Annotated in this window: 28 protein-coding genes and 1 riboswitch; of the genes, 4 read left to right on the top strand and 24 right to left on the bottom strand. The window is 33.8% G+C overall.

Going from position 1 to position 25,496, the window contains the following annotated elements; translation table 11 throughout:
* Nucleotides 1-5: 5 nt before the first annotated feature.
* Both LJ207_RS00555 and dprA read right to left on the bottom strand, forming a co-directional pair.
* Nucleotides 6-491, bottom strand: a complete 486-nt coding sequence (locus tag LJ207_RS00555) for a DUF494 family protein (RefSeq protein ID WP_255666578.1) — start codon at nucleotides 489-491, stop codon at nucleotides 6-8.
* A gap of 334 nt (nucleotides 492-825) precedes the next feature.
* Nucleotides 826-1,971 carry a DNA-processing protein DprA gene (dprA, locus tag LJ207_RS00550; protein WP_229343054.1) on the bottom strand — a complete coding sequence of 382 codons (1,146 nt, stop codon included), beginning with the start codon at nucleotides 1,969-1,971 and terminating at the stop codon, nucleotides 826-828.
* A gap of 133 nt (nucleotides 1,972-2,104) precedes the next feature.
* Here dprA and LJ207_RS00545 point away from each other — a divergent pair, with 133 nt between their 5' ends.
* Nucleotides 2,105-3,595: a TrkH family potassium uptake protein gene (locus LJ207_RS00545; protein WP_229343052.1), complete on the top strand. Its 1,491-nt coding sequence runs from the start codon at nucleotides 2,105-2,107 to the stop codon at nucleotides 3,593-3,595.
* A 23-nt stretch (nucleotides 3,596-3,618) separates the two neighbouring features.
* Entirely contained in the window at nucleotides 3,619-4,290 is a 672-nt protein-coding gene (locus tag LJ207_RS00540; protein WP_229343050.1) for a potassium channel family protein, read from the top strand.
* Nucleotides 4,291-4,352: 62 nt separating this feature from the next.
* Here the strand turns inward: LJ207_RS00540 and LJ207_RS00535 are convergent, their stop codons facing one another.
* The 5 genes from LJ207_RS00535 to LJ207_RS00515 form a co-directional block, all read right to left on the bottom strand.
* Nucleotides 4,353-5,111, bottom strand: coding sequence for an SIMPL domain-containing protein (locus tag LJ207_RS00535; RefSeq protein ID WP_229343048.1), 759 nt, complete (start codon nucleotides 5,109-5,111; stop codon nucleotides 4,353-4,355).
* A 137-nt stretch (nucleotides 5,112-5,248) separates the two neighbouring features.
* Nucleotides 5,249-5,647, bottom strand: coding sequence for an ExbD/TolR family protein (locus LJ207_RS00530; protein WP_229343046.1), 399 nt, complete (start codon nucleotides 5,645-5,647; stop codon nucleotides 5,249-5,251).
* Nucleotide 5,648: 1 nt separating this feature from the next.
* Nucleotides 5,649-6,266 (bottom strand): MotA/TolQ/ExbB proton channel family protein, encoded by a 618-nt coding sequence (locus LJ207_RS00525; protein WP_229343043.1) that lies wholly within the window; start codon nucleotides 6,264-6,266, stop codon nucleotides 5,649-5,651.
* Between the two features lie 14 nt (nucleotides 6,267-6,280).
* Entirely contained in the window at nucleotides 6,281-7,348 is a 1,068-nt protein-coding gene (locus LJ207_RS00520) for an energy transducer TonB (RefSeq protein WP_229343041.1), read from the bottom strand.
* A gap of 25 nt (nucleotides 7,349-7,373) precedes the next feature.
* Entirely contained in the window at nucleotides 7,374-9,149 is a 1,776-nt protein-coding gene (locus LJ207_RS00515) for a TonB-dependent receptor plug domain-containing protein (protein ID WP_229343039.1), read from the bottom strand.
* A gap of 145 nt (nucleotides 9,150-9,294) precedes the next feature.
* A riboswitch (cobalamin riboswitch) is annotated at nucleotides 9,295-9,473 on the bottom strand.
* 233 nt (nucleotides 9,474-9,706) lie between these two features.
* Between LJ207_RS00515 and LJ207_RS00510 the strand changes: the two genes are divergently transcribed.
* Nucleotides 9,707-10,072: a YraN family protein gene (locus LJ207_RS00510; RefSeq protein ID WP_229343037.1), complete on the top strand. Its 366-nt coding sequence runs from the start codon at nucleotides 9,707-9,709 to the stop codon at nucleotides 10,070-10,072.
* 21 nt (nucleotides 10,073-10,093) lie between these two features.
* On the top strand, nucleotides 10,094-11,629 hold the full coding sequence (locus tag LJ207_RS00505; RefSeq protein ID WP_229343035.1) for a YifB family Mg chelatase-like AAA ATPase: 1,536 nt from the start codon (nucleotides 10,094-10,096) through the stop codon (nucleotides 11,627-11,629).
* Here LJ207_RS00505 and LJ207_RS00500 read toward each other — a convergent pair.
* From LJ207_RS00500 to LJ207_RS00420, 17 genes are all read right to left on the bottom strand, one after another.
* Nucleotides 11,626-12,075 carry a QueT transporter family protein gene (locus tag LJ207_RS00500; RefSeq protein WP_229343033.1) on the bottom strand — a complete coding sequence of 150 codons (450 nt, stop codon included), beginning with the start codon at nucleotides 12,073-12,075 and terminating at the stop codon, nucleotides 11,626-11,628. The two genes, LJ207_RS00505 and LJ207_RS00500, sit on opposite strands and share 4 nt — an antisense overlap.
* Nucleotides 12,076-12,095: 20 nt before the next feature.
* Nucleotides 12,096-12,899: a ribonuclease HII gene (rnhB, locus tag LJ207_RS00495; RefSeq protein ID WP_229343030.1), complete on the bottom strand. Its 804-nt coding sequence runs from the start codon at nucleotides 12,897-12,899 to the stop codon at nucleotides 12,096-12,098.
* On the bottom strand, nucleotides 12,880-13,737 hold the full coding sequence (gene ylqF / locus LJ207_RS00490) for a ribosome biogenesis GTPase YlqF (RefSeq protein ID WP_229343028.1): 858 nt from the start codon (nucleotides 13,735-13,737) through the stop codon (nucleotides 12,880-12,882). Before ylqF ends, rnhB begins: the two co-directional genes overlap by 20 nt.
* Before the next feature lie 68 nt (nucleotides 13,738-13,805).
* A complete protein-coding gene (rplS, locus tag LJ207_RS00485) occupies nucleotides 13,806-14,174 on the bottom strand; it encodes a 50S ribosomal protein L19 (protein WP_229343026.1) in 369 nt (122 codons plus the stop codon).
* Nucleotides 14,175-14,205: 31 nt separating this feature from the next.
* The gene (locus LJ207_RS00480; RefSeq protein ID WP_229343024.1) at nucleotides 14,206-14,790 is read right to left on the bottom strand and encodes an RNA methyltransferase; all 585 of its coding nucleotides are present in this window, start codon (nucleotides 14,788-14,790) and stop codon (nucleotides 14,206-14,208) included.
* Complete coding sequence (gene trmD / locus LJ207_RS00475; protein ID WP_229343021.1) at nucleotides 14,777-15,535, bottom strand: tRNA (guanosine(37)-N1)-methyltransferase TrmD; 759 nt, start codon at nucleotides 15,533-15,535, stop codon at nucleotides 14,777-14,779. The genes LJ207_RS00480 and trmD overlap by 14 nt, the downstream gene beginning before the upstream one ends.
* An 11-nt stretch (nucleotides 15,536-15,546) precedes the next feature.
* Nucleotides 15,547-16,068, bottom strand: coding sequence for a ribosome maturation factor RimM (gene rimM / locus LJ207_RS00470; protein WP_229343019.1), 522 nt, complete (start codon nucleotides 16,066-16,068; stop codon nucleotides 15,547-15,549).
* A gap of 15 nt (nucleotides 16,069-16,083) precedes the next feature.
* A complete protein-coding gene (locus LJ207_RS00465) occupies nucleotides 16,084-16,311 on the bottom strand; it encodes a KH domain-containing protein (protein ID WP_229343017.1) in 228 nt (75 codons plus the stop codon).
* Between the two features lie 19 nt (nucleotides 16,312-16,330).
* Entirely contained in the window at nucleotides 16,331-16,594 is a 264-nt protein-coding gene (gene rpsP / locus LJ207_RS00460; RefSeq protein ID WP_229343015.1) for a 30S ribosomal protein S16, read from the bottom strand.
* 47 nt (nucleotides 16,595-16,641) lie between these two features.
* Nucleotides 16,642-17,979 (bottom strand): signal recognition particle protein, encoded by a 1,338-nt coding sequence (gene ffh / locus LJ207_RS00455; protein WP_229343013.1) that lies wholly within the window; start codon nucleotides 17,977-17,979, stop codon nucleotides 16,642-16,644.
* A gap of 12 nt (nucleotides 17,980-17,991) precedes the next feature.
* Nucleotides 17,992-18,336, bottom strand: a complete 345-nt coding sequence (gene ylxM, locus LJ207_RS00450) for a YlxM family DNA-binding protein (RefSeq protein WP_229343011.1) — start codon at nucleotides 18,334-18,336, stop codon at nucleotides 17,992-17,994.
* Between the two features lie 82 nt (nucleotides 18,337-18,418).
* Entirely contained in the window at nucleotides 18,419-19,342 is a 924-nt protein-coding gene (gene ftsY / locus LJ207_RS00445) for a signal recognition particle-docking protein FtsY (protein ID WP_229343009.1), read from the bottom strand.
* Nucleotides 19,342-22,950 carry a chromosome segregation protein SMC gene (gene smc, locus LJ207_RS00440; RefSeq protein ID WP_229343007.1) on the bottom strand — a complete coding sequence of 1,203 codons (3,609 nt, stop codon included), beginning with the start codon at nucleotides 22,948-22,950 and terminating at the stop codon, nucleotides 19,342-19,344. Before smc ends, ftsY begins: the two co-directional genes overlap by 1 nt.
* A 70-nt stretch (nucleotides 22,951-23,020) precedes the next feature.
* Nucleotides 23,021-23,281, bottom strand: coding sequence for a stage V sporulation protein S (locus LJ207_RS00435; RefSeq protein ID WP_229343004.1), 261 nt, complete (start codon nucleotides 23,279-23,281; stop codon nucleotides 23,021-23,023).
* A gap of 164 nt (nucleotides 23,282-23,445) precedes the next feature.
* Nucleotides 23,446-24,156: a pseudouridine synthase gene (locus tag LJ207_RS00430; protein WP_229343002.1), complete on the bottom strand. Its 711-nt coding sequence runs from the start codon at nucleotides 24,154-24,156 to the stop codon at nucleotides 23,446-23,448.
* A gap of 4 nt (nucleotides 24,157-24,160) precedes the next feature.
* Nucleotides 24,161-24,754 carry an SMC-Scp complex subunit ScpB gene (gene scpB, locus LJ207_RS00425; protein WP_229343001.1) on the bottom strand — a complete coding sequence of 198 codons (594 nt, stop codon included), beginning with the start codon at nucleotides 24,752-24,754 and terminating at the stop codon, nucleotides 24,161-24,163.
* A gap of 5 nt (nucleotides 24,755-24,759) precedes the next feature.
* Nucleotides 24,760-25,485, bottom strand: a complete 726-nt coding sequence (locus LJ207_RS00420) for a segregation and condensation protein A (protein WP_229342999.1) — start codon at nucleotides 25,483-25,485, stop codon at nucleotides 24,760-24,762.
* Nucleotides 25,486-25,496: the final 11 nt, after the last annotated feature.

Raw genomic sequence — 25,496 nt, 5'->3', positions numbered from 1 at the left:
AACTCTTAGTTTACCATTTGAAATTTTATTGCATTACCATTAAAAAAATCTATACTCTCAGAAATTATATAAAGCTGATAGTCATCATCAACAACATCATCAATTAATTCCCAGATTGATTCAAGGGTTAAGTTGTTGAAAAATGCCATACTTAACATTTGATCAATTATAATTTCTAATTCTTCTGTATCTAAAATCCCGAGTTTATTTAATTGATAAATTATTGTTTTAACCTCATCATCAAAATACATTTTTTCTATTTTAGAAAAAACTCTATTATAACCACTTTCTTTTTGATCAGTATAAAAATCTTTGTCACTGACATTAAAAGGGTCTTTATACATGAACTCAAAAGCTTTATTTATATCTTCACGTTCATAACCCTGTTCTTCAAGGCTTTCAGTTATATCCTTTTTTAAAGACAACAAATCAATCTTGTCAATAAATATTTGCATCAATAGGGTTAAAATTTCAATTACATTTTTATTCATATTATTCTGGCATTTAAGCCCATAATCTCCTTTCGCTGAGTCTTCTTTTATAAACGCAAGGTCGACTCAGCACTAGGTCATCGAGACCGTCGCGCTGTTATAGTTTTCTTTTATAGAACGAATGGATAACTCAGCATTAGGCCATCGAGGCCGTCACTCTGATTTTTCTTTTATAAACGCAAGGTCGACTCAGCACTAGGTCATCGAGGCCGTCTCACTGAGTTTTCTTTTATAGTCGCATGGATAACTCAGCATTAGCACATCGAGTGCGTCACTCTGATTTTTTGCTAAAAATTGATGAGAAAATATTATAAAATCTTTAACTAGTATATCATTATATTGGTTTAAGTAGATTTTGTAAACCCTTAAATCGATATTTTTTCCCTTTTAAACGTTGGATTAGATCCATTAATTCGAATTTTATCAGAATTTTATCTACTTTGTCTGTAGTCAAATTACTTAATTTTATTAGATCATCATAATAAATTTCTAGCTCATATTGAAAAAGTTTTAAGACTTTTATTTCATCATAATTTAATTGAGGATAAAGCTTTTGCAGCTCAGTTCTTTTTTGAACGAAGTTATCTTTATTTTCCTCATTTTGCAGATAATGATTTAAATAATCTAAGATATCTTGAACTTCAGTATATACGGCAGCTCCTTTTTTCAGCAGTCTATTACAGCCAACTCCAGTCGGACGATCTATATTAGCTGGAACGGCCATCACATCTTTACCCTGTTCTAAGGCATAATCTACAGTTATTAATGTCCCGCTTTTTTTACCTGCCTCAACAACCAATATCAAATCTGCTAAAGCACTAATTATTCTGTTTCTCCGTGGGAAGTTACCTGCCTTTGGCGGTATCTCTGGATTAAATTCTGTAATTAATAGTCCATCTCTTTTAATTTTTTTGGCCAGATAACTATTTTCAGAGGGATAAATATAATTAAAACCATTAGCCAAAACTGCAGTTGTTATCCCTGCTTCTACACTTAAAGCTCCTTTATGAGCAGTACTATCTATTCCATTGGCCATCCCACTGATGATGTTTATACCTTTAGCTGCCAGCACTGCAGCTGTTTTAGAGGCTATTTTACGCCCATAAAGGGTAGATTTCCTTGAACCAATTACTGCAACTGCCGGTAATTTAAAATTAAGCTGGCCCTGATAAAATATTACAGGAGGTGGATCATAGATATTTTTTAATTTTTGAGGATAATTACTATTATATAATGTTAAAAAATTTATTTTTTTATTTTTTAAATTCTTTTTAAGTTGATGATAATTAAAATGCTTTTTACTATAAAGGAAAGAATTAATCTGCTTATGATTTAACTCTAAAGTTTTTAATTCTTTTTTGCTTAAGCTCCATAATTTTGAAAGTTTTTTTAGCTTCTGATGAAGCTTCAAAATTGTTTTAGGGCCAAAACCTTTGATTGAATTTAAATAAATTAAATAATAATCTTCTTTATTATCCATAATTTACCTCCTATTCTAAAATTATTATATCCCTAAATTTAAAGAATAGCAAGTATATTTTATATTTTTTACAGGAAGTTCATAAAATTTATAGAATAGATAAATAAGCAAACAATAACAGGAGGTATTTTAATTGATAAAATCCACTAAGTATAATACTATTTTTTATTATCTTAGTTCCTTGAGCTTTATATTGGGGATGATGTTAGTTATTCCTTTAATAGTTGCTTTTTTTTATCAGGATGGAAGTAAGATTTATCAGGCTTTTTATTATTCAATAATTATTTCATTTGCAGCTGGAATTATTTTAAAGCTTCCCACTGATAAAGAAGACACCTACATTGATCTAACAACAGCTATGCTGCTTTGTGCTTTAGGGTGGATCTTGGTCTCTATTTTAGGGGCTCTACCCTTTATAATTGGGGTTGATAAATCCTTTATCGATGCAGTTTTTGAAGCTGTGAGTGGTTTTACTACTACTGGAATTACAGTATTTACTGGTTTGGAATTTATGCCCAGATCAATACTTTTCTGGCGCAGTTTAATTCAATTATTAGGTGGACTTGGTATTTTAACTTTTTTCCTTTTAGTTTCAACAAGGGCAAAGGGAGAAACCTGGCAGCTATTTAGTGCAGAAAGTCATAAAATCAATGTATCTAGACCTGTACCAAATGTCTTTAAAACAGTTAAAATCCTCTGGTCTATTTATCTGGGTTTTATGTTGAGCCAAACTTTAATTTTAATTATTTTAGGGCTTTCACCATTTGATGCTCTAACCCACAGTTTTACCACTCTGTCTACAGGTGGTTTTTCTAGCTATGATGCCAGTATTGCCCATTTTGCTAATAATAATTACAGCAATTATATTTTAATAGAATATGTTATTACATTTTTTATGTTTTTAGGTGGAGTTAACTTTTTACTCCATTTTAGATTATTTCAAAAAGACTTTGAGAGTATTAAAAATAATTCTGAATTTAGAACCATGGTTAAAATCATTCTCTATTCATCTCTCTTTCTTGCTGTAGTAATTATTACCCTTGAAACTGCTCCTGGAATTTCTGTTGAAGAAATATTTAGGAGAACAATTTTTCAGGTTACATCAATCTTAACTACAACCGGATTTGCAACTAAAGATATTAATTCCGCCTTTTTTCCTGCTGCTGCCAGACAAATATTTCTGGCCTTTATGTTAATTGGTGGTAGTGTTGGTTCTACTTCAGGTGGAATTAAAATAATGCGTTTAAATATTTTAAGAGCATTATTTAAAAGAGAGGTTAAAAAAATATATTTACCCAACCATGCAGTTTTACCTGTAACAGTAGATAAAAAGATTATTAGAAAAGATGAAATTAATAAATTAACAGGTATATTTACTTTCTGGCTGGTTTTGATTGTCATTGGTGGGGTTATAACATCTATATTTTCTCATTTAGATGGCTGGCAGGCTTATTCAGGCATGTTTTCAGCAATGGGTAATATAGGGCCATTCTTTTTTAGTGTTGAAGAAATGGCAAATATCTCTCCGGTAATAAAGACAACTTATATAATTGGAATGTTAGCAGGTAGGTTAGAAATTCTACCAGTCATTATACTTTTTTCTAAAAAAGCTTGGCAAAACTAATAATTATTTTGGAGGTATAGATTATGTACATAATAATAGCAGGTGGAGGAATAGCAGGTAGTAATTTAACAAAACAATTGGTTAATGATCATGATGTGATTGTAATAGAAAAGGATCAACAGGTAGCAGAAAGGGTCTACAGCCGCTATGGTGCTGTAACAGTCTTAGGTAATGCAACCAGAATTGATATTTTAAAAGAAGCAGGAATAGAAAAATGTGATGTAGCAATTGCGGTTATGCGTAATGATGCAGATAATCTTTCTTTTTCACTGCTGGCCAAAAATTTTGGCGTGGAAAAAATCCTGGTTAGAATGAGGGAGCCTCAATATAAAAGTGCTTATAAGATGGCTGGAGCAACCAATATAGCAGCAACAATGGAGTTAATTGTAGATAAATTTATCACCGATATTGAAGAACCTGATGTACGAAAAGTTGCCTCACTTGGAGATGGAAAAGCTGAGGTCTCTATTTTAACAATACCCAAAGAATCAAAAATATCAGGTAAAAAAATATCGGAAATAGTAAGTCAAGATAATTTCCCTGAAAATTGTGTAATTGCAGGTATTTTTGATAAAGAAATGGACCGTTATATAGTACCTCGAGGTAATAGAGAAATCTTTGCTGGTAATCAGGTCTTTTTAGTCGCCTCTAAAACCGATATGGAAAAAGCAGCCAGCTTTTTACTGGAAAAATAATTAAAACTCCACTGAGCAGTATTAAAAACTGAGCAGTGGAGCTTTTCTTTTAAAATATTAATTTAGTATAATTCGACTTCTGCAGATAAGGAAACACTGATATTTACCTTTTCTTCCTGTACTGGTACTGCCATTGACTCTGCTGCACCACTTCTTCTGACAGATTGCAGCATATCTGCACCATAAATATCCTGACGTCCCATATTTAATTTGGTAATTCTATAATCAGCTTTATCTAAATTTTGGGCTATAAAAGCTGATTTGCTCTTCAAACTATCTAAGGCCATTGCAGTAACTTCATCTAAAGCAGCTTCATTATTTCTTAAACCATAATCTAAGTTTACTACCCTATTTGCTCCTGCTTCAAGCAGTTGGCCTAATAATACAGGTAGTTCTTCTAAATCTTCCGTTCTAAATTTTAATTGATTAGAAACTCTGTAATAAGTTATCCTTTCTTCATCTTCATAGCGAGTAAAGGGATATACTCTAAAATGTTGAGTCTCTAAACTTTCTAGGTCTTCATCTTCTAAGATAGCCATTAAAGCACTTACGATCTCATTATTTTCTCTAACAGCTTCTGCCTGTTCCTGAGCTTCATTTTCAAAGCCAAGCACTACATCAACTATTTCTGGATCAAATTCTTTTTGTTGAGAAATACTTAAATTTGTTGTTATATAATCTTCTTCTACCCTTTCTTCTACCACTTCTTCTGGAGCAACAACCTGATCATCATTAGTATTAAAGTACAAGCCATTGATAACCAGCACCGAAAGTAGTATTAGAGCTAAAAATACTAAAAATAAGCCAGCATTTCTGTTCATTAAAACCCCTCCATCTTTCTCTTATTTTAAGATTTAAAAATTTATTAAATAATTTCTCCTTATTAAATATAATTCTAATAATAAGATTAAATTCCTTTTTTATTTAAAAAATAAATAAAAAAAGATGAGCTCTCAACTCACCTTCTTTCCCTTAAGCTAAATGATATCTGCTCAAAGTTATTTTCTTTTAACTCTTCAATCAGGGCCACCAAATTTTCAAAATCAGTTTTACGATCTGCGTAAATCTTAACTGATTTGTCTTCTCTTTCTCCAATATCTCTAAACAGTATCTCCAATTGACCAGGATTATATTCAACTTCCTGATAATATATTTTATTATCTTCACTTAAAAATATATTTATCTGTTCTCCATCTGCCCTCTGACCTATAGTGCTATCAGGAACTGTTATATTATAGATTGCTTCTTCACCCTGTAAGGTTGAAGAAACCAAAAAGAATATCAAAAGCAAAAAAACTATATCTATCATCGGAGCTAAACCCAAAGAACCATCTCGATTTTTAGGCTTATATTTCACTTTAATCAATCTCCTTTTTAAAACCATTATAAAGCAAGTTTTTAGTTTCCAAACGCAAATTATCCATTTGATTAACTAATTTATCAATTTTTGAATAAAAATAATGATAAAAAGCTAAGGCAGGTAAAGATATAACCAGACCTGCTGCTGTGGTAAATAAAGCTTCTGAAATACCAACAGCCATCTGTTCTGGACTTCCGCCAATACCTAATACCTGAAAGGTATTGATCATTCCACTTACAGTACCTAAAAGACCTAAGGTAGGTGATGCCTGAGCTAAAAAGTTCAATAAACCTAAACCTCTTTCTAATTCTGGTAGTTTATCTACTTCTTCTGCATCCATAAAAAGCTGAAACTGCTCTTTATTTACCGGCTTTTTAGAAAGTACTGCATTATATATTTGGGCAGTAATACCTTTGTTTTTAACAATCAAATTGTCCTCATCAGCTTGATTATGATAAAACTCTTTGATAGCAGATAAATATTTCTCTTTTTTAATTGATCTATATTTAAGCAGATAAATTATTGATCTTTCAAAAACCATAAAAATAACTAAAAACGCAGATAGTAATAAAGGATAAGCTATAATACCTGCTTTGTTTATAAACTCTCCAATCATTGTGATTCCTCCATTTAATCTAGTTCAAATCGAATTGGTAGTGTGATTCTTACACTTACATATTGATCATCTAATTTTGCTGCAGAAAACTCCCATTCTTTAACAGCAGATAAAGCAGCTTGATCAAAAGCTTCATAACCGGAACTATCATGTATTTCAAATTCACTGGTTTTGCCCTCTTGATCTATTTTGAGACTTAATATAACCCTGCCTTCAATGTTTCTCCTTCTCATCTGAGAGGGATATTCAGGTGCTCTATAATTGCTTACAGAAGGCTTATCTATTCCTGAATGACCATTTTCCCGCAGATCATAAACTTCCTCTTCTCCATTATCAGCAGCCTCGGAAGCTCCATTTTCTACCTGCTCTTCTTCAGGCTGAGAACTTTCAACACTTTCACTTTCTCTATCAACTATTTCTTCTACTACTTCACTTTCTTGTTCTTCATTATTATCACTTAATTGTGCCAAATAACTGTCTATATCAAATGAGTCATCACTTTCTTCAGCTTCTTCTCTTTCTTCCTGACTTAAAATCCATTCTGGCACCTGTTCTTCTTCACTTGCTTGAACTTCTTCTTCTACCTCAATCTCTGCTTCTTCTACAACTTCAACTTCCTCAACCTCTTCAGGCTCTGCTTCAATTTCTTCTTCCACTTCAACTTCAGGTTCTTCTTCTACTTCTTCAACTTCAGTTTCTTCCTCTACTTCCTCAATTGCTTCTTCTTCTATTTCTGTATCTTCTTCAACTTCTTCAGGCTCTTCATATTGCGTTTCTTCTTCTAAAAATGGCTCAGGTTCAGGTTCTGGTTCAACTTCTTCAACTGTTTCTGCTTCAGAACTAGCTTCTTCCTGAGCTAGCTCTTCATCTAAAGCAGAATCACTATCCTCTGCTGCCTCAGAACCAGCTTCTTCAAAGAGCTCTGCTGCATCAGATAATAATAATTCTATTTCTACCTCTTCCCTTTCATGTACTGGAATATCATTGGCTAGAAGCCTGAATGGGCAGGCTTCTAGCAGAAAGAGCATGGATAATGATAATATGAAACTTAATACAAAAACAAACTTATCTTCTTTTTTCATTTTATCATCACCCTTCCAAATTTATTTAGAATGAAGTTCCTAAGCTTAACATAAAGTTACGTCCAGGCATATCTAAACCACTGGTAACTTCATAATCTCTATCTAATAAGTTATTTATTGAGAATGTCATATCAAAATCTCTTTGTCTTATTTCTAATGGTCTGCTAAACCTAGAATCTAAAACAAAATAGCTTGGCAGGTCTCTTCTTCCAGCTACCAATCTACCATCTAAGGCAATTCTATTAACCTGATCATTATAGTTTAAGCTAAGTTTTGCATTATGATAGGGCTGATTAGATAGTCGATTATCATCCTCATCTCTTGCATCTAAATATGTGTAGTTTAATTTTGTGTTAACGCTATTTGTAATCCTTCTATCAAACTCTAATTCTACACCTTTAAATTCAGAAGTGCCTTCAATGTTGCTTCTTATATCACGTTCTGGATCCCTTGACATAGTTTGAATCAAATTCTCAACATCTCTTCTAAACAAAGATATTTGTCCAGAGGTTTTTTCTTGGGCAAATCTTAAGCCTATTTCATAATTATCACTTGTTTCTGCTTCTAAATCTGGATCACCGATATACCAAGGATAATCTCCATATAAATCATCAAAAGTAGGAGCTTTAAAAGCCTGAGCTGCAGAAGCAACCAAACTATAGTTATCACTTAGCTGATAATTTACTCCAATCTGCGGACTTAATTCAGAACCATATTCTTCATGGTCATCATAGCGAGCCCCAATTTTCAAGTTAAGCTGATTACTAACTTCCCAGTCATCTTGAATATAAAGAGCTTTGTTGGTATTTTTTTGCTGACCACCAATTATATCTGTACTCTCAACATCATCTTCTTTTATTTCAAAACCATAATTCAAAATATGACTTGTAAAATAATTAGTATTATTAATATTAAATCCTTGTTGCGTACTAGTATGTTCAGAAATGCCAAAAATATCATGCTCATAGTAAATTTCAAGATTTTTTTGATAAACATTTACAAATGTATCTCTTCTATCTTTTTGAGTGTTCCACTTTAGATTTAGATTTTGATAATTATCATCTTGAATTTCTTCATTTCCTAATTTTTTATCCGAAGTATTATCCTCAAATATAAAAGTTAAATCAGAATGATCACTGAGCTGGTAGTTAAATCTAGCATATAAGGTTTCTTGATCTAACTTATCACCATCAATGTGTCCATCAGAATCTCTATTTAAATATGATAAATACACTCCCAAATCATCAAATCTCTGTGAATGAGAAAGTTCATAAGTAAAATTATTATAAGAACCATAATTCAGCGAAACTCTTGTTTGAGGTTCCACTTCTATATCTTTGGTGATAATATTAACTACTCCACCCATGGCATTTGCACCATAAATTACTGAAGCAGGACCTTTGATAACTTCTATTCTTTCAATATTATTGGTCGGTATTAAAGATAAATCAAAACTACCATTTTTAGGATCATTGAGAGGAGTTCCATCTATTAAAATTAAAACTTGATTTGGAGAAGCTCCTCGTATACTTACCTGGTTTAACCTTGTTGGACCACCATAATCTCTGATGGAAACTCCTGTATATGTATTTAATAGCTCAGCCACATTTTGAGAAGTACTTTGTGCTATATCTTCCTGACTGATAACCTCAATACTAACTGGAGTATCCATAATTGCTTCTTCATATCTACTTGCTGTAACTACTACTTCATCTAAATCAATGACATCTTCTTGCGCACCAACTGGAATAACAAAAATTAATAGTGCTGCAAGCAAAACTAAAACTGCCCTCTTATCCATTACTATTCCTCCTTGATTTTTGTTTTGTTATGCTTACAGCCACCTAAGACAAAATAAAGCTATTGCAAAGCAAAAGACACCCAGGTAAATTGAGGGTGTCTTTGTGCGAAAAATACATAGCCCACAACCAATCCTGTCTCGAAGATGGCTGTTTTCCTTTTAGGCAGGTCTCCTGACTTTATAGCTTTAGTGATTTACCTTCCCCAAACCCATTTCTGAGTGGTATTAAATCACCATACTAGTAAACAGTGGCGGACCCGTTCAGGAATTTCACCTGATTCCCTATTATCTTCTGCATGAAGCACCTAAAAAGAGAACATTATTTGATTGTATTAAACTCTATTTATTATCTTCTTTATTTAGTCTTAAAATCCTCTAAATAATTCTATTGTATATTTGTTTTTTTGTGTAAATTTTATGTCATTTAAGAATAGTATGGATCTTTTTTAGAACCCTTACTATTAAATTTTGTTTATATTTTAATTTTTTTGCAATAAAAAGAAGGTATTACTATATATTTACATAATTATATAATATATCTTATAGGAGGTGCTAAGATGGCTTTACATAATCAGATTGGTGAACTTGGTGAAGATATTGCAGTAAAACATTTGCAAAATGAGGGTTATCTGATTATAGAGAGAAATTATCGAAACAAATTTGGGGAAATTGATATTATTGCCAAAAAGAATAACTATCTAATCTTTATCGAAGTTAAAAGCAGAACTTCTGAAGACTACCTCTATTTAGCAGAAAACCTCTATTATACCCAAATAGAACATTTAAAAAATACTGCTTCTTACTACTTTGTAGAGAATGAGAAAGAAATAGACAATATTCGCTTTGATCTAATTGCGATTAAAATTAATTACTCAGAAAAAAAGGCTGTGGAGTTCAAGCACTTTAAAAATATATTAGATTAATCATCAGCAGGAGTTGATTAAATGTATTCTTATCTTAATTCAGCTGTCATCAGTGGTGTCAAAGCAGAATTAGTTAGAGTAGAGATAGATATCTCACGTGGTTTACCTGGTTTCCATATTGTTGGTTTAGCCGGTAAAACAGTTAAAGAATCAGCTAAAAGAGTCCGTTCAGCTATTATTAACTCTGGTTTTGAATGGCCGATTAAAAAAATAACTGTAAATCTTGCTCCAGGAAATATTCAAAAATATGGTTCTCATTTTGATCTTGCTATTGCTGCAGTACTTTTAGAATGTTCCGGCCAGATCAAAATTAAAGCTAAAGCAAATAAAATATTTGCTGGAGAATTAAATTTAAATGGAGATTTAAATAAGGTTAAAGGTGTTTTAGCAATGCTGATCGAAGCAGAAAAAAAGCATCTTAAAGAAGCTGTTTTAGCTGCTGATAATCAAAGAGAAACTGCTCTGATAGAAAATATAGATAGCTATTTTTTAAATAACTTAGCTCAATTAAATAACTTGACAAAAGTTAAAAATAATTATTCTGCCAATCAAGCTAAAATAGAGGCTAATTTTAACTTTAAAGCTGATTATTCTGAACTGGAGCTTATCAGGGGTCAAAAAAATGCCAAAAAAGCTTTAATAACCGCAGCTGCAGGAGGCCATAACCTGCTTTTTGTTGGTCCACCCGGCTGTGGAAAAACAATTTTAGCTGCTTCAATAGTTAAACTTTTAAAACCTCTTTCCAGTCAGGAACTGCTTGAAACAGCTTCAATCTACAGCATCAGTGATCATTTAGATAAATTGAACTTTAAAAAAAGGTACCGTCCCTTTGTTGCTCCCCATCATTCCATTACTGCTGCTGGATTAATAGGTGGAGGAAGAATTGCTAAGGCAGGTGAGATCTCACTGGCTCATAACGGAGTTCTCTTTTTAGATGAACTACCTGAATTTAAAGCCCGTATTTTAGCTAATCTAAGAGAGCCATTAGAAAGAAAAAAGATTAAAATAGTCAGACAGAGTGGAAGCTATATTTTTCCGGCTAATTTTCAGCTGATTGCAGCTATGAATCCCTGTCCTTGTGGATATGCTGGGGTGAAAAACAAAAGCTGCAGTTGTTCTGAACGAGATATAATTAAATATCAACAAAAAATATCAGGTCCACTCTTAGATAGAATTGATCTGCAGATAGAAATGCCAGCTCTGCCAAGTGAAGAAATATTTTTAAAAAGCACTTCCAAGCCACTTATAAATAATGATTATCAAATAAAAAATGCCCGCATTATGCAGGCTAATCGCTATCAAAATAGTAGGATAAAAAATAATTCAGAATTAGAATTAAAAGATATTGAAAAATACTGTAAAATTAATCGCTCTAGTCAAAAATTTTTAAAAGATGCAGTTAATAAACTTAATTTGTCAATGCGGGGTTATATTCGCTTAATGAGGGTTTCTAGGACAATTGCTGATTTAAAGGCTCATCCTGAAATTAAAAAAGAAGATTTAATTGAGGCTGTTGATTTCCGCTGGTTTGCGGAAAACTCTCAAATACTGCTTTAATCATAATATTTTTTTAAATACTTTATCATCGGATAACCTAAGAGCAGAATAACTAAAGCCTGACTGATTCCAATCTGCAGTACGGTTAACCAATACGGTAAAGAAAATAATAAGTGGAGATAAATACTAATTAAAAATGCATTAAAAACTATTGGACTTAAATAGGCGATTATACTGTCCCTATATTTATAAGTTACATAGGCTGCTAAGAGGGTTACTAAACTACCTCCAATAATATCAACCATCCCAAGCCCACCAATAACATTAGCCAGCAGTACACCTAAAAATAAAGCTGGAACTGCTTCGGGAAAAATAATTGGTAAAAGGGTCAATGCTTCTGCCGCTCTAAACTGTAGTGGTCCAAAACTGATTGGAGCTAAAAAATATGTAATTACTACATAAAGAGCCGTAATTGCAGCTCCTCTGGCCATTCTTTTTGTATTCACTATCTTCTTAATTCCTCCTTCTATTCTGGGACTCTAGCAAAAGATTTGCGGTGAATAGGTGATGAACCATACTCTTCTAAAGCCGCTATATGTTCTGCAGTTCCATAACCTTTATTTGACTTAAAATTATATTCAGGATATTGATCAGCATAGTCAAAAATTATTTGATCTCTGCTAACTTTAGCAGCAATTGAAGCTGCAGCAATTGAATTAATCTTTGCATCACCATCAATCACAGCTTTTTGATCGATCTTTAAATCTGGTATAACTGTATTGCCGTCAATCAATAATAGATCTGGTTTTTCTTCTAACTGTGGTAAGAGATTTTTTACAGCTCTTTTCATTGCTGCAAAGGTTGCTTCTCTAATATTATATTTATCGATTTCTCTGCTTGAGGCCTGGCCGATACCAACTTTAGCCTTAGCTTTTATTTCTTGAAGTAATCTTTCTCGCTTTTCTCTCTTTATTTTTTTTGAATCATCTAAACCATAAATAGGTGTTTTTGTATCAAGTAAAACTGCAGCTGCAACTACAGGACCTGCTAAAGGACCTCTGCCGGCTTCATCGATTCCGATCACTGCCTGATAGCCATTTGCTTCTAGCTTTTCTTGAAGAGAATTCATATTCATCCATTTAGCGATAACTGCTTCTTTTTTAGCCAGTTTATTTTTAAGTTTTTTAGCTATTCTTTGAACACCTTTTCTCTTATCTTCAGCCAGCAAATCTGCTATTTCAACTAAAGCAGCATCAACTTCTAAACCTTTAGTATAAGCTTTAATTTCTTTAATAGTTAATTGCTTAAAATCAGGATATTTCATCTTCATCCACCTCTACAGGTTTTTCTAGGGTTATTCTACCTAATTTTCCATCTCTATAATCATTAATTATTATAGCAGCTGCCCGATTACGGTCAACTTTTCCTCCTGTCATTAAACAGCCTCTTTTCCGGGCTATATCTGCCAGGATATCATAAGGATGATCAGCTAGATAATCGAGTTGATAAAATTCTTCCAGTTTGGCTGGCTTAATATTTTTAATAAATTTAATCAATTTATAGGCTGCCAGCTCAAAATCAAAGACATCATTGCTAACAGCACCGGTTAAAGCCAGCTTATAAGCGGTATCTTCATCAGAAAAACTGGGCCATAATATACCTGGAGTATCAAGCAATCTAACCTTTTTGCTGACATTAACCCACTGTCTACCTCTGGTAACACCCGGTTTATCTGCAATATTAGCTGCTTTAGAGCCAGCTAATAGATTAATCAGAGCTGATTTACCTACATTGGGAATACCAATGATCATCGCTCTTATTCTTCTTGACTTTCTGCCCTTTTTAGACAGCTTATTTGTGATCTCATAGTGAAGGCTGTTTAAAAGATTTTTTAAGTCTCCAACCCCTTCTCCGGTCATAGAATTTAATAAAACAGCATCTCCCTTAAAATAATTTAACCACTTTTGATTTAATTCTGGATCAGCCAAATCTTTTTTATTTAAAACTGCTACCCTTTTCTTAGCTTTGACTAAAGATTGTAGATCAGGGTTTTGAGTACTATATGGTGCTCTCGCATCAAGCACCTCAATTATTAGATCAACCAATTTTAAATCATCTTTTAATATTCGTTTTGCCTTTGCCATATGACCTGGATACCACTGGATCATGATAATAACTCCCTCTATAAGTTTTAAAAAAGGGTGTAGGATTAACTCCCCACCCTTCAGCTTAAAAGTTACTCTTCTTCCTTAATAATTCTAGCTTCACGTTTTTCTTTAATTCTAGAAGCTTTACCTCTTCTATCACGCAAGTAATAGAGGCGTGATCTTCTTACATCACCACGTCTTACTACCTCAATTGTATCTAATTTATTGGAATGGAGAGGAAAAGTTCTTTCTACTCCTACTCCGTGAGCAATCTTACGAACAGTAAAGGTTTCATTTAAACCGCCACCATTTCGCTTAATTACAACTCCTTTGTAGGGCTGTAGTCTTTCTTTACCACCCTCAGAGATTCTAACTTTTAGGTTTAATGTATCACCTACTGCAAATTCAGGTATATCATCACGCATTTGTTCTTTTTCTATTTCATTGATAATATTCATCAGTCAACCTCCTCTCAAAAAATACTAAAATTTATTCTTCCCACCAGGGTAAAGCCAAAAGACGATCTAAGATAATCGAAGCAGCACTTCTTACAGAAAGATGATTAAAATCTCCTCTGCCCCAAACCGGATCAAGTATATAATCACATTCAGCTAAGGTCTCTTCTGTTAAACCATAACCTGTGCCAAAGATAATTAAAAAGGGACGCTCAAAGTCATTTAAATACTCCCGCATCTTTTTATAGCTAACAGAATTAGCATATTCTTTAGCATCAGTTGCCACAACTATTGGTTTTTGACCTCTTTCTGCCTCTATTTTATCTTTTACCTCATCTAATTCAGAGGCAATTTTTAAAACAGAAAAAGCCTGATGACGGTTATAGCAGTAATCTGCTCCTCTGCCACCTGTCCAATATTCGTGTACCCTTTCTACCAGTTCTTGCTGTGATTTTAAATTATTAATTATATAATACTGTTCAATCTCATATGTTTTTGCAGCTCTAGAGATATCATGTAAATCATAATTAGTAACTGTAGTTGTGATTACTTCACCCAGTTTATTATAGATAGGATTATGAACTAACCCCAAATAAACATCTGCCTCAATTGCTTTCATCCACTTCACCCTTTAGTTCAGCTTTAATTTCTTTAAGTAGTTTAATTTCTTCTTCAGTTAATTCTTTAGCTTCCAGCAGATCTTCTCTTCTTAAGAGAGTTCTGCGCAAAGATTCTTTTTTTCGCCAGCGTTCGATTAATTGATGATTACCACTTAATAGAACATCTGGTACCTTTAGACCTTTAAATTCACGGGGTCTAGTATAATGAGGATGTTCTAAAAGCCCATTATAAAATGAGTCTTTTTTAAGCGAATCTTCTGCTCCCAGGACTCCAGTTAATAGTCTTGAGACAGCATCAACCAAAACCATTGCCGGTATTTCGCCTCCGGTTAAAACATAATCACCGATGGAAATCTCTTGATCGACAATAGTTTCTCTAATCCTCTCATCTACCCCTTCATAACGACCACAGATAATAGTCAAACCAGGCTCTTTAGCTAGCTCTTTAACCATCTTTTGAGTTAACTGTTCTCCCTGAGGACTCATTAAAATAGTTTTTGCATTCTCTGATCTCAGGCTTTTAAGCTGCTGCCAGGCTCTGTAAATAGGGCCAGCTTTCATAACCATCCCTGCTCCACCACCATAAGGTGTGTCATCAGTTCTATTATGCTTATCTTCAGCATAATCTCTGATATTGATGGTTTTAATCTCAATCAGCTCTTTTTCTCTAGCTCTATTTATAATGCTCTCACTAAATGGTCCTGCAAACATTTCTGGGAAAAGAGTTAAAATATCAAAAAACATAGTTTCAGCTCCTAAAGCTCCAATAAACCCGGAATTGGGTTATAAATAATTTTTTCAGCCTCAAGGTCAATCTCAACTATCATCTCTCGGCTGGCAGGAAGCATATATTCTTTTGCCTTCCCTTTGACTAAGATTATATCTGTACCACTGGTGTCTACAACTTCGATTACTTTGCCAAGATAATTATTATCACTCAAATAGACCTCACAGCCTATTAAATCATCAACATAATAACTATCTTCTGGAAGTAGATATTTTTCAGACTCAACTATCAAGACCTGAGAATTTTTTAGTTCTTCAGCCTCTGCTATAGAATCGATTCCAAAAAATTTGATAACCACAAATTGTTTATGGAAACGAATATATTCAATTTCTAATTGATAAAACTCATCGGCTTTTTGCAGAAAAACACTCTCTAATTCAAAAAACCTCTCCGGGATATCAGTTGAAGGCATAACTCTAACCTCACCTTTATTACCCTGATAACGAGTTATTTTACCGATTTCAATATATTTATCCTCCAGTTTAATCACCAGCCTGAAAAATAGTTATTTTATATCTACAACAACCTGTTTACCTTCTTTTGTAGCAGCTGCATTGACAACTGTACGAATGGCTTTAGCAATCCGACCTCTTTTTCCGATTACCTTACCCATATCTTCATCAGCAACTGAAAGCTCCAGTATTATGGATTGATCTTTCTTTACTTCTTTAATCTTAACTTCAGAAGGATTATCAACTATTGATTTTGCAATATATTCTACCAGTTCTTTCATGGAGAAAACCTCCTTTTAATTACTCATTGCCATGATATTTTGCCATAACTCCTGCTTTCTTCAGTAAAGTTTTTACTGTATCTGAAGGTTTTGCACCATTATTAAGCCACTTAAGTGCTTTTTCTTCATCAACCTGATAAGTTTCTGGCTCAGTAGTTGGGTCATAATAACCAAGCTCTTCTACAAAGTAACCCTGAGGAGCTCTTCTGGAATCAGAAACGATCAGTCTGTATGATGCATTACGCTTACTTCCCATTCTTTTTAAACGAATCTTAACTGCCATCTATAAAACACCTCCTCTCAGAAAATAATCTTAAATTTAAATTTACCTTAACCGAAAAATGGTAGGTTCATCCCACCTTTTTTCATATTACCACTGTTAAGCTGCTTCATCATCTTTTTGGTTTGTCTAAATTGTTTTAAGAGCCTATTAACATCCTGAATCTTGCATCCACTTCCCTGAGCAATTCTTTTTCTGCGGCTCCCATTAATAATATCGGGTTTTCTTCTTTCTTCAGGAGTCATAGAAGAAATAATAGCTTCTATATGATCAAGCTGTTTATCATCAACCTGAAGATTTTTAAGCTGTTTTGCTCCACCCATACCTGGAATCATTCCCAACAGTTCATCCATAGGTCCCATATTTCTGACCTGACTCATCTGCTCCATAAAATCTTCCAGAGTAAATTCGTTTTTACGGATCTTTTCTTCAAGGGCTTTTGCTTTTTCTTTGTCTATACTTTTTTCTGCCTTTTCTATTAAACCTAAAACATCTCCCATCCCTAGAATTCTGGAAGCCATTCTATCAGGATGGAATGGTTCTAAATCAGCCAGTTTTTCTCCTGTACCGGCAAATTTAATCGGTTTACCGGTAATTTCCTTAATAGATAATGCAGCACCACCACGGGCATCACCATCCATCTTGGTCAGCAAAATGCCATCAATATCAAGTCTTTGATCAAAGTTTTGGGCAACATTTACCGCATCCTGTCCGGTCATTGCATCAACTACCAGCAGGATCTCATCTGGATCAACAGCTCCTTTAATCCCTTCAAGTTCTTCCATCATTTCCTGGTCTATATGCAGTCTACCTGCTGTATCAAGGATAATGGTGTCACAATTATGGGTAGAAGCAAAATTAATGCTGCCTCTAGCTATATCAACCGGATCACTATCTTCTCCCATAGAGAAAACCGGTAGATCCAATCTTTCACCAAGTACCTGCAGCTGTCTAATTGCTGCGGGACGATAAACATCTGCTGCGACCAAAAGAGGGTTTTTTCCTTTATTGGAAAGCATTCTGGCCAGTTTACCGGCACTGGTAGTTTTACCAGAACCCTGTAGACCTACCATCATAATAATTGTTGGAGGATCAGGAGAAATATTTATCTCTTCCTGGCTGCCTCCCATTAAAGCCTGCATTTCTTCATTCACGATCTTAATTACCTGTTGGGCAGGGGTTAAACTATCCATTACCTCTTTACCAACAGCTCTTTCTTCGATTTTATTGATAAATCTTTTAACAACCTTATAGTTAACATCAGCTTCTAAAAGGGCCATTTTAACCTCTTTTAGAGCACTTTTTACATCAGATTCACTCAGTTTACCCTTACCACGCAGTTTATCAAAGGTATCCTGCAGCTTTTCTGCTAAACTGGAAAAAATCATAATATACCTCCCCTAGAGGATAGATTTTATCGACTCTAATTTTTTGCTTAGTTCATCACTTCTATCAGAAGCAAGCAGATCTCTTGCTAATAATAGGGACTCTAATTCTTTAATCTCTTTTCTTAATTCTCTATATTTTTTAACAAGACCTAGTTTGGCCTCATATTCTTTTAAACTATTTTCACTTCTTTTAAGATGATCATAAACTCCCTGTCTGCTGATACCTATATTATCAGCTATTTCGGCCAGAGAAAGATCATTATAGAAGTAACTTTTATTTATCTGCTGCTGTTTTTCGGTCAAAAGTGAACCGTAAAAATCAAAAAGCAGAGTCATTTTAATTGTTTTTTTAAGCATAAAAATCACCTGTAAAGTTTATTTACTTAACACAGGTGATAGTATATGATATTTTAGGGCATTTGTCAAGCATTTTTTAGAATTATTCATTGTTGCTAAATAAGGCTTCAATAAATTCTTCTGGATCAAAGTTCTGTAGGTCTTCAGAGGCCTCTCCAACCCCAATCAATTTAATCGGTATCTGCAGCTCATTTTTGACTGCAATAACAATTCCACCCTTAGCTGTGCCATCAAGTTTGGTTAAGGCGATTCCATCTACATCAACAGCATCATTGAATAATTTTGCCTGAGAAATTGCATTTTGGCCTGTAGTTGCATCAAGAACCAATAAAACTTCTACCTGAGCCTCTACTGTTTGAGCCTCTCTATCAATAACCCTTTTAACCTTTTTTAACTCTTCCATCAAATTCTTCTGGGTATGAAGTCTACCAGCAGTATCAACTATTAAAAGATCTACACCTCTTGCCTTTGCTGATTGGACCGCATCATAGGCAACTGCAGCTGCATCAGAACCCTCTTTTTGAGCAATTACATTAACTCCCAGTCTATCTCCCCAGATCTGCAGCTGTTCAATTGCGCCAGCTCTAAAGGTATCACCGGCAGCTAACATTACCTTTTTACCCTCTTCTTTGTAGCGGCCGGCAATTTTTGCAATGGTGGTAGTTTTACCAGCACCATTTACCCCAACAACCATAATAATATTTAAATCCTTAGCAAAATCAAAAGTTCCCTCTTCATTCTGCAGCATTGCTTTTAATTCTGCCTGAAAATACTTCATCAGTTCTTCCGGCTCTTTAATATCCTCTTCTTTAATATCTTCTTTTAATTTTTCGATCAAAGTAAAGGTCGTTTTGACACCAACATCTGCCTGAATTAAAACCTCTTCTAATTCTTCAAATAATTCAGCATCTATATTTGTCCTACCAGTAAAGATATTACTGACCTTATTTACAAAACCTTCTTTAGTTTTCTTTAATCCATCTTTTAATCTTTCTAAAAAACTCACTATAAAGCCTCCTCAATAAATTCTTCCTCTAAGCTATCATCCTGATCTAATTTAAGTGAGATCAAGCGTGATACTCCTGATTTTTCCATTGTTACTCCATAAAGCGATTCAACCTCGGTCATCATATAACGGCGGTGAGTGATGATAATAAACTGGGCTACCTTAGCATATCTTTTAATAAAGCTTGCAAAACGAACTATATTTACATCATCAAGAGGTGCATCAATCTCATCTAAGACATAAAAAGGACTTGGTTTAACCTGGATAAAAGCAAAGATTAAAGCAATAGCTGTTAAAGCTCTTTCTCCTCCAGAAAGTAGAGAAAGCCTTTTTAAACTTTTACCAGGTGGTTGGGCCTGTATTTCAACCCCTGTTGTCAGCATATCATCAGGCTCAGTAAGTTTTAATTCTGCCTTACCTCCCTGAAAAAGAGCTTTAAATACTTTAGCAAACTTTTCTTTTACCTTATAAAAGGTCTGACTGAACATCTTTTCCATAGATTCCTCGATATCATCTATAACAAGCTCAATTGATCTTCTAGCATGTTTGAGATCATTTTGCTGTTCATGTAAATAATCAAGCCTATCTTTTAATTCTTTAAATTCTTCAACTGCTGCCTCATTGACAGGATGAAGTTGATTCAGCTTTTTTTTCAGTTCTTTAATTTTTGCTTCTACCTCAGCTTCAGCTTCTGCTTTAATTTCGATTAATTCAGATTCATTAATTTCTTCTGCTTTTAAATTATAGTCTTCTTCCAGTATTTTTTCAATACCCTGCAGCTCACTTTTAAGCTTATTGTAATTTAAATCAAGCTCATGAAATTCATCTTTTAATTCATTTAAAGAGTTCTGAATCTCTTTGATTTCAGCTTCTCTAGTCTCCACAGCTGCTTCTAACTCAGCAACCAGCTGCTTAAGTTCATCTTTTTTCTTTTTAAGCTTGAGAGCTTCACTTTCTAAATCTTCTTTTTTCTCATTTAAGCTCTGCTCTCTGTTTTTAATTCTTTTTAAATCGGCATCTATTGCAGCTATTTTCTTTTCCGTTTCTGCTGCTTCATTTTTAAGCTTATTTAACTGAGCTTCTTTTTCCTCTAATTTTTCTCTGGCATTATCTCTTTTTTCCGAGATTCTGGCTCCATCAAGTTCCAGTTCTTTTAATTCTGGCTGCAGCTGCTCGATCTCAGCTTTTTTAGCAGCTATTTTTTCTTTAAGTGCTTTAATTTCAGCTTCTTTTGTCTTAATTTCAGCTTTTAATTTTTGGGACTGCTCTTTTTTAGCTGTGATAGTATTTTTATTCTCAGTTATTTTATCTTTGAGCTCTTGATAATTTTCTGCAAGTGAGCCCAGATTTTCTTTTAATTCACTCAGCTCTTCTTTAAGCCGCTGCAGTTGATTTTCTTGATTGTTTTCAGCCAGCTTTAAAGACTGCAGCTCTTCAATTTCATTGCTGTTAGCTGCCTCTTGAGCTTTGATTTCTTTTTGCAGAGTTTTAAGTTCTCCAACCAGCTTTTCACCTCTGCTTTTAAGTTCAGCTTTTTCTTTTTTTAATTCTTCTATTTTACGACTGCGGCCAATTAAATTGCGGCTGTTTTTTGTACTGCTGCCTCCAGAAATTGCCCCTCCAGGATAAACAACATCTCCTTTTTGGGTTACAACCCTAAAACTTCTTTTAATACCCTTGGCCATTGCTACGGCATTATCAAGGTTATCACTAACTACAATCTGACCTAAAAGATAATTGAATATATTTTCTAGGCGGGGCGGAAAATCAACCAAATCTACCGCCAAGCCTTTAAAACCCTGATAGTTTTCTAACTGGCTTAAATAATTATCTGAAAGGCGGGAACCATTGATCATATTTAAGGGCAGAAATGTGGCCCGACCTTTGTTCTGCTTTTTAAGATAATTGACAGCCTTTTTGGCAGCAGCATCATTTTCCACAATAATATTTTGCGATTTTGCCCCCAAAGCTGTTTCTAAGGCTTTTTCATATTCACTTTCAACAGAAACTATTTCTGCAACAACATCAATCAGTTCAGGAAAAAGATCTTTCTTTTCTAATACAGCCCTGACTCCATTATAATAGCCCTCATAATTTTCCTGCATTTCTTCCATCAGCTGCAGACGAGAACTGCAGTGCTGAAAATCTTCTTTGAGAGAAATTAACTCCTCTTTACCTTTTTCCAGTGCTTCTTTTTGGCTGCTCAGTTCACTTTTAGCTTCAGCTATTAATTGAGCTTTATTTTTCAGCTCTTTTTTTAATTCTTCTAATTTCTCACTTAATGCTCTTTTCTCTTTTGTTTTAGCTGCTATTTTTGCTTCTAAAGCTGATTTCTGCTCTGAAATTTCTGCCAATCTCTGTTCAGTAATTTCAACCCTTTCCCCTAAACGTTCTAAAAGAGAATCATTTGAGCGGATTTGACTGTTAAAATCTTCAATCTGCTCTTTTTTCTTTGCTGCTGCAGTTTCAGCAGTCTGCAGTTCAGCTTCTAACTCAGCTAAATCATTATTTAATTCAGTTATTTTTGCTTTCAATTCTTTTTGATCAGAATTAATCACCGCAAAATTTTCTTTACTTTTAGCTAAAAGTTCTGCTTTTTTTTCAATTTCTGCCTGCAGTTTTTCCTGCTCAGCTTTTAATTCGCTTTTTTTCTCTAAATAATTTTTTCGGCGTTCTGCCAAAAGATTGAGATTATTATTGATCTCATTAACTTTATTTTGATTTTGAAAATAGCTGCTGTTATTTTCTTCCCGTTCTTTTTTCTTCAGTTTTAACTTGTCTTTTTTTGTTTCTAATTTATAGTTAGCACTATTATATTTGCTTTCTTTTTCATCCATTGTTTTTTTGGCCTTATTTCTATCTTTTGCAACTACTTTAAATTCTTCAGATAGCTGCTGCCATTTTTTATTTAAAAGACTAAGTTCTAAATCTTTTAGCTCAGCCTTATATTTTTTGAATTTTTTGGCCTTGGTAGCTGCATTTTTTAAAGGTTCTCTTCTTTTTTCCAGCTCAGAGACCAGATCATGAATTCTATTTAAATCATTTTGGGTATTTTCTAAGCGTTTTTCTGCATCTTCTTTCCGTGATTTATGTTTCATTATTCCAGCAGCTTCTTCAAAAAATTCTCTTAATTTATCAGCTTTGCTGTGAATAATCGAATCAATTCTACCCTGACCAACTATGGAATAGCCATCACTACCGAGGCCGCTATCCATTAAAAGGGCTTCAATATCCTTTAATCTACAGGAGGCCCCATTGATCAGATAATCACTTTTCCCATCACTATCAACTTCTCTACCTAAGGTAAGTTCATCTCCCTCTACAGCTAATATTCCATCAGAGTTATCAAAAAAGAGGGTTACACTGGCTGACCTTTTGGGGTTTAATTCCTCACTACCAGAAAATATAATATCTGACATTCTGCTGCCGCGGAGAGTTTTGGCACTCTGTTCTCCCAGCACCCAGCGAACAGCATCAACAATATTACTTTTTCCACTCCCATTAGGTCCTACAACAGCAGTTATATTTTCTTCTAATTCAATATCAGTTTGATTTGCAAAAGACTTAAAACCTTTAAGTCTTATTTTTGTTAAGAAAATATTGACCACCTACCTTTAAATTTATCTAAAAATTACACTTAAAAACCTATCCTTGCGGATAGGTTTTAATAAAACTCAATTATCTCGGTTCTACTAAAAACTTAATTGCTGTTCTTTCTTGGCCATTAATTTCAACTTCAGTGAATGCAGGAATCAAGATTAAATCAATCCCATTTGGAGCAACATAACCTCTAGAAATTGCTATAGCTTTAATAGTTTGATTAACTGCTCCAGCCCCAATTGCCTGTAATTCTACTTTTTTATTCTCTCTTAAAAGTCCTGATAATGCTCCTGCTACAGATTTTGGATCTGATTTTGATGCTACTCTTAAACAATCCATAAAAAAATAAGTTCCCCCTTAAATGAAGCTCATAGTTTAGATCAAATACTGTTTAATCTTTAGATGGGAAACCAGCACTTTACTGAAGTTAAAGTTTATGAAATTATTAACATCTAAGTGAGTATTTCTTGATAAAGCAGCATATTCCTGCTTTTTAGGGAAAATCAGCCGACATTTTTAAGTTTAGCGATTTCCTCTTCACTTAAATATCTAAATTCACCTTCAGCCAGGCTGCCCAGGCTTAAAAAGGCAAAGGCTACTCTTTTTAATTTAACTACCGAAAAACCGGCAATTTTACACATTCTTCTCACCTGTCTATTTCTGCCTTCATGGATTGTAATTGCAAATTCTGTATAGTTATTCACATAATTAACATTTTCTATTTTAGCTGCAGCAGTTTTGCGGCCATCAATTACCATCCCTGCTTCAAATTTACTAAAATCTTCTTCCCCTATATTTCCCTTAGCTCTAACCCAGTATTTTTTATCTACCTCTTTTTTAGGATGGGTCAGCTTATAGCAGAGATCACCATCATTGGTTAATATTAAAAGCCCAGAACTATCATAGTCAAGCCTTCCAGCTGGGTATACCCGCTGTTTAAGCTCAGGAATCAAATCCATGACAGTTGGTCTATCTTTTGGATCAGAAACACTTGTAATATAGCCTTCTGGTTTGTGTAAAAGCAGATAAACCTTTTTTTCCTCAATTATCAGCTCTCCATCAACCATTATTTCATCTTTGTCCGGGTCAACCTTAAAGCCCATTTCGGTCACAACTTCTCCGTTAACCTTAACTCTTCCTTCAGCAATTATTTCTTCTGATTTTCTTCGAGAAGCAACACCTGCATGTGCCATTACCTTCTGCAGTCTTTCCATTCTTTCACCCCAAATTATTATTGCTTTTCTGTTTTTCTTCTTCAACAGCTTCAATTTCTTTAGCAAATAGTTTTTCTACCCGCTCTATTTCTGGAAGCTGTTCTAAATTATTGATATCAAGATATTCTAAAAACTGATTTGTAGTCCCATATATTATAGGGTTACCTACTGTTTCTTTACGGCCTAATTCTTCAATTAAATCATATTTAGCCAGGGTATTTAAGGTCTGAGCAACCCTTACCCCTCTTATTTCTTCGATCTCTGATCTGGTTACAGGCTGTCTATAGGCAACAATAGCAAGTGTTTCCATAGCAGCTGTAGATAAAGAAGCAACCCTTGTAATATCAAATAGTTCTTCTATATAATCTGAATAAATTTCTTTGGTCTGAAAAACATAGTGCTCATCATATGATTTTAAAGCAACACCTGAGTTTTCTTTTTGGTACTGGATCTTTAAATATTCGATTAACTGCTCCAGCTGCCCTACATTTAAACCGGTTATTTTTAAAAGTGTCTCTTTTTTTATTTTATTTTTAGAGCTAAAAATCAAAGCTTCTACAAGTGCTACATAATTGACTTCTTTATTTTCTTTAGCCATTTATTTCACCTTTCCAAACTTATCTTTATCTCAGAAAAATTATTGGATTGAATAACCCTAACTCTTTTTCTTTTCATCAATTCTAAAAGTGCCAGCAGGGTTACCACTATTTCCAGCTGATTATTTTTTTCTTCTAAGAGATTATAGAAGGAGATTTCTTCATTGACCCTTCTGATATCTTTAAGCATATCCCTGATCTTATTACTTATATTAAACTTTTCCTCTTTTAAATAATCAAGTTTGGGATTTTTTAGTATTTCTGTTTCTGCTTCTTTTTCAGCTTTTATAGCCTGAATAATCAATTCCTTTAATTGAGAAGCAGAAATAGAGATATCAACCTGCAGTTTTTCCGGGATCATTTGCTCGATATCAACCTGACATTGATAGCGATTACCTGCTTCATCTTCCCATTCTTTAAGCAGAGAGGCAATATTTTTGAATAATTCATATTCCCTCAACCTGGCTATCAGCTGATGCTCACTTTCTTCTTCAGCTTCATCCTGAGAAGGTAAAATAGCTTTGATTTTAATTTCCATTAATTCAGCAGCAATAACTAAAAATTCACTTGCTAAATCAATATCAAATTCTTGCATTTCTGTTAAATATTCCAAATATTGGTCAGTAATGCTGGCCAGAGAAACCTCATTAATATCTATTTCATTTTTTTTAATTAATTGATAAAGAAGTTCCAGGGGACCCTCAAAACTATCAATTATTACCTTGTAATCCATAAATTTTACCT

It is taken from the genome of Halanaerobium polyolivorans (assembly GCF_020711195.1).
Classification (GTDB): Bacteria; Bacillota; Halanaerobiia; order Halanaerobiales; family Halanaerobiaceae; genus Halanaerobium; species Halanaerobium polyolivorans.
This window is presented reverse-complemented; position numbering and strand designations above follow the sequence as displayed.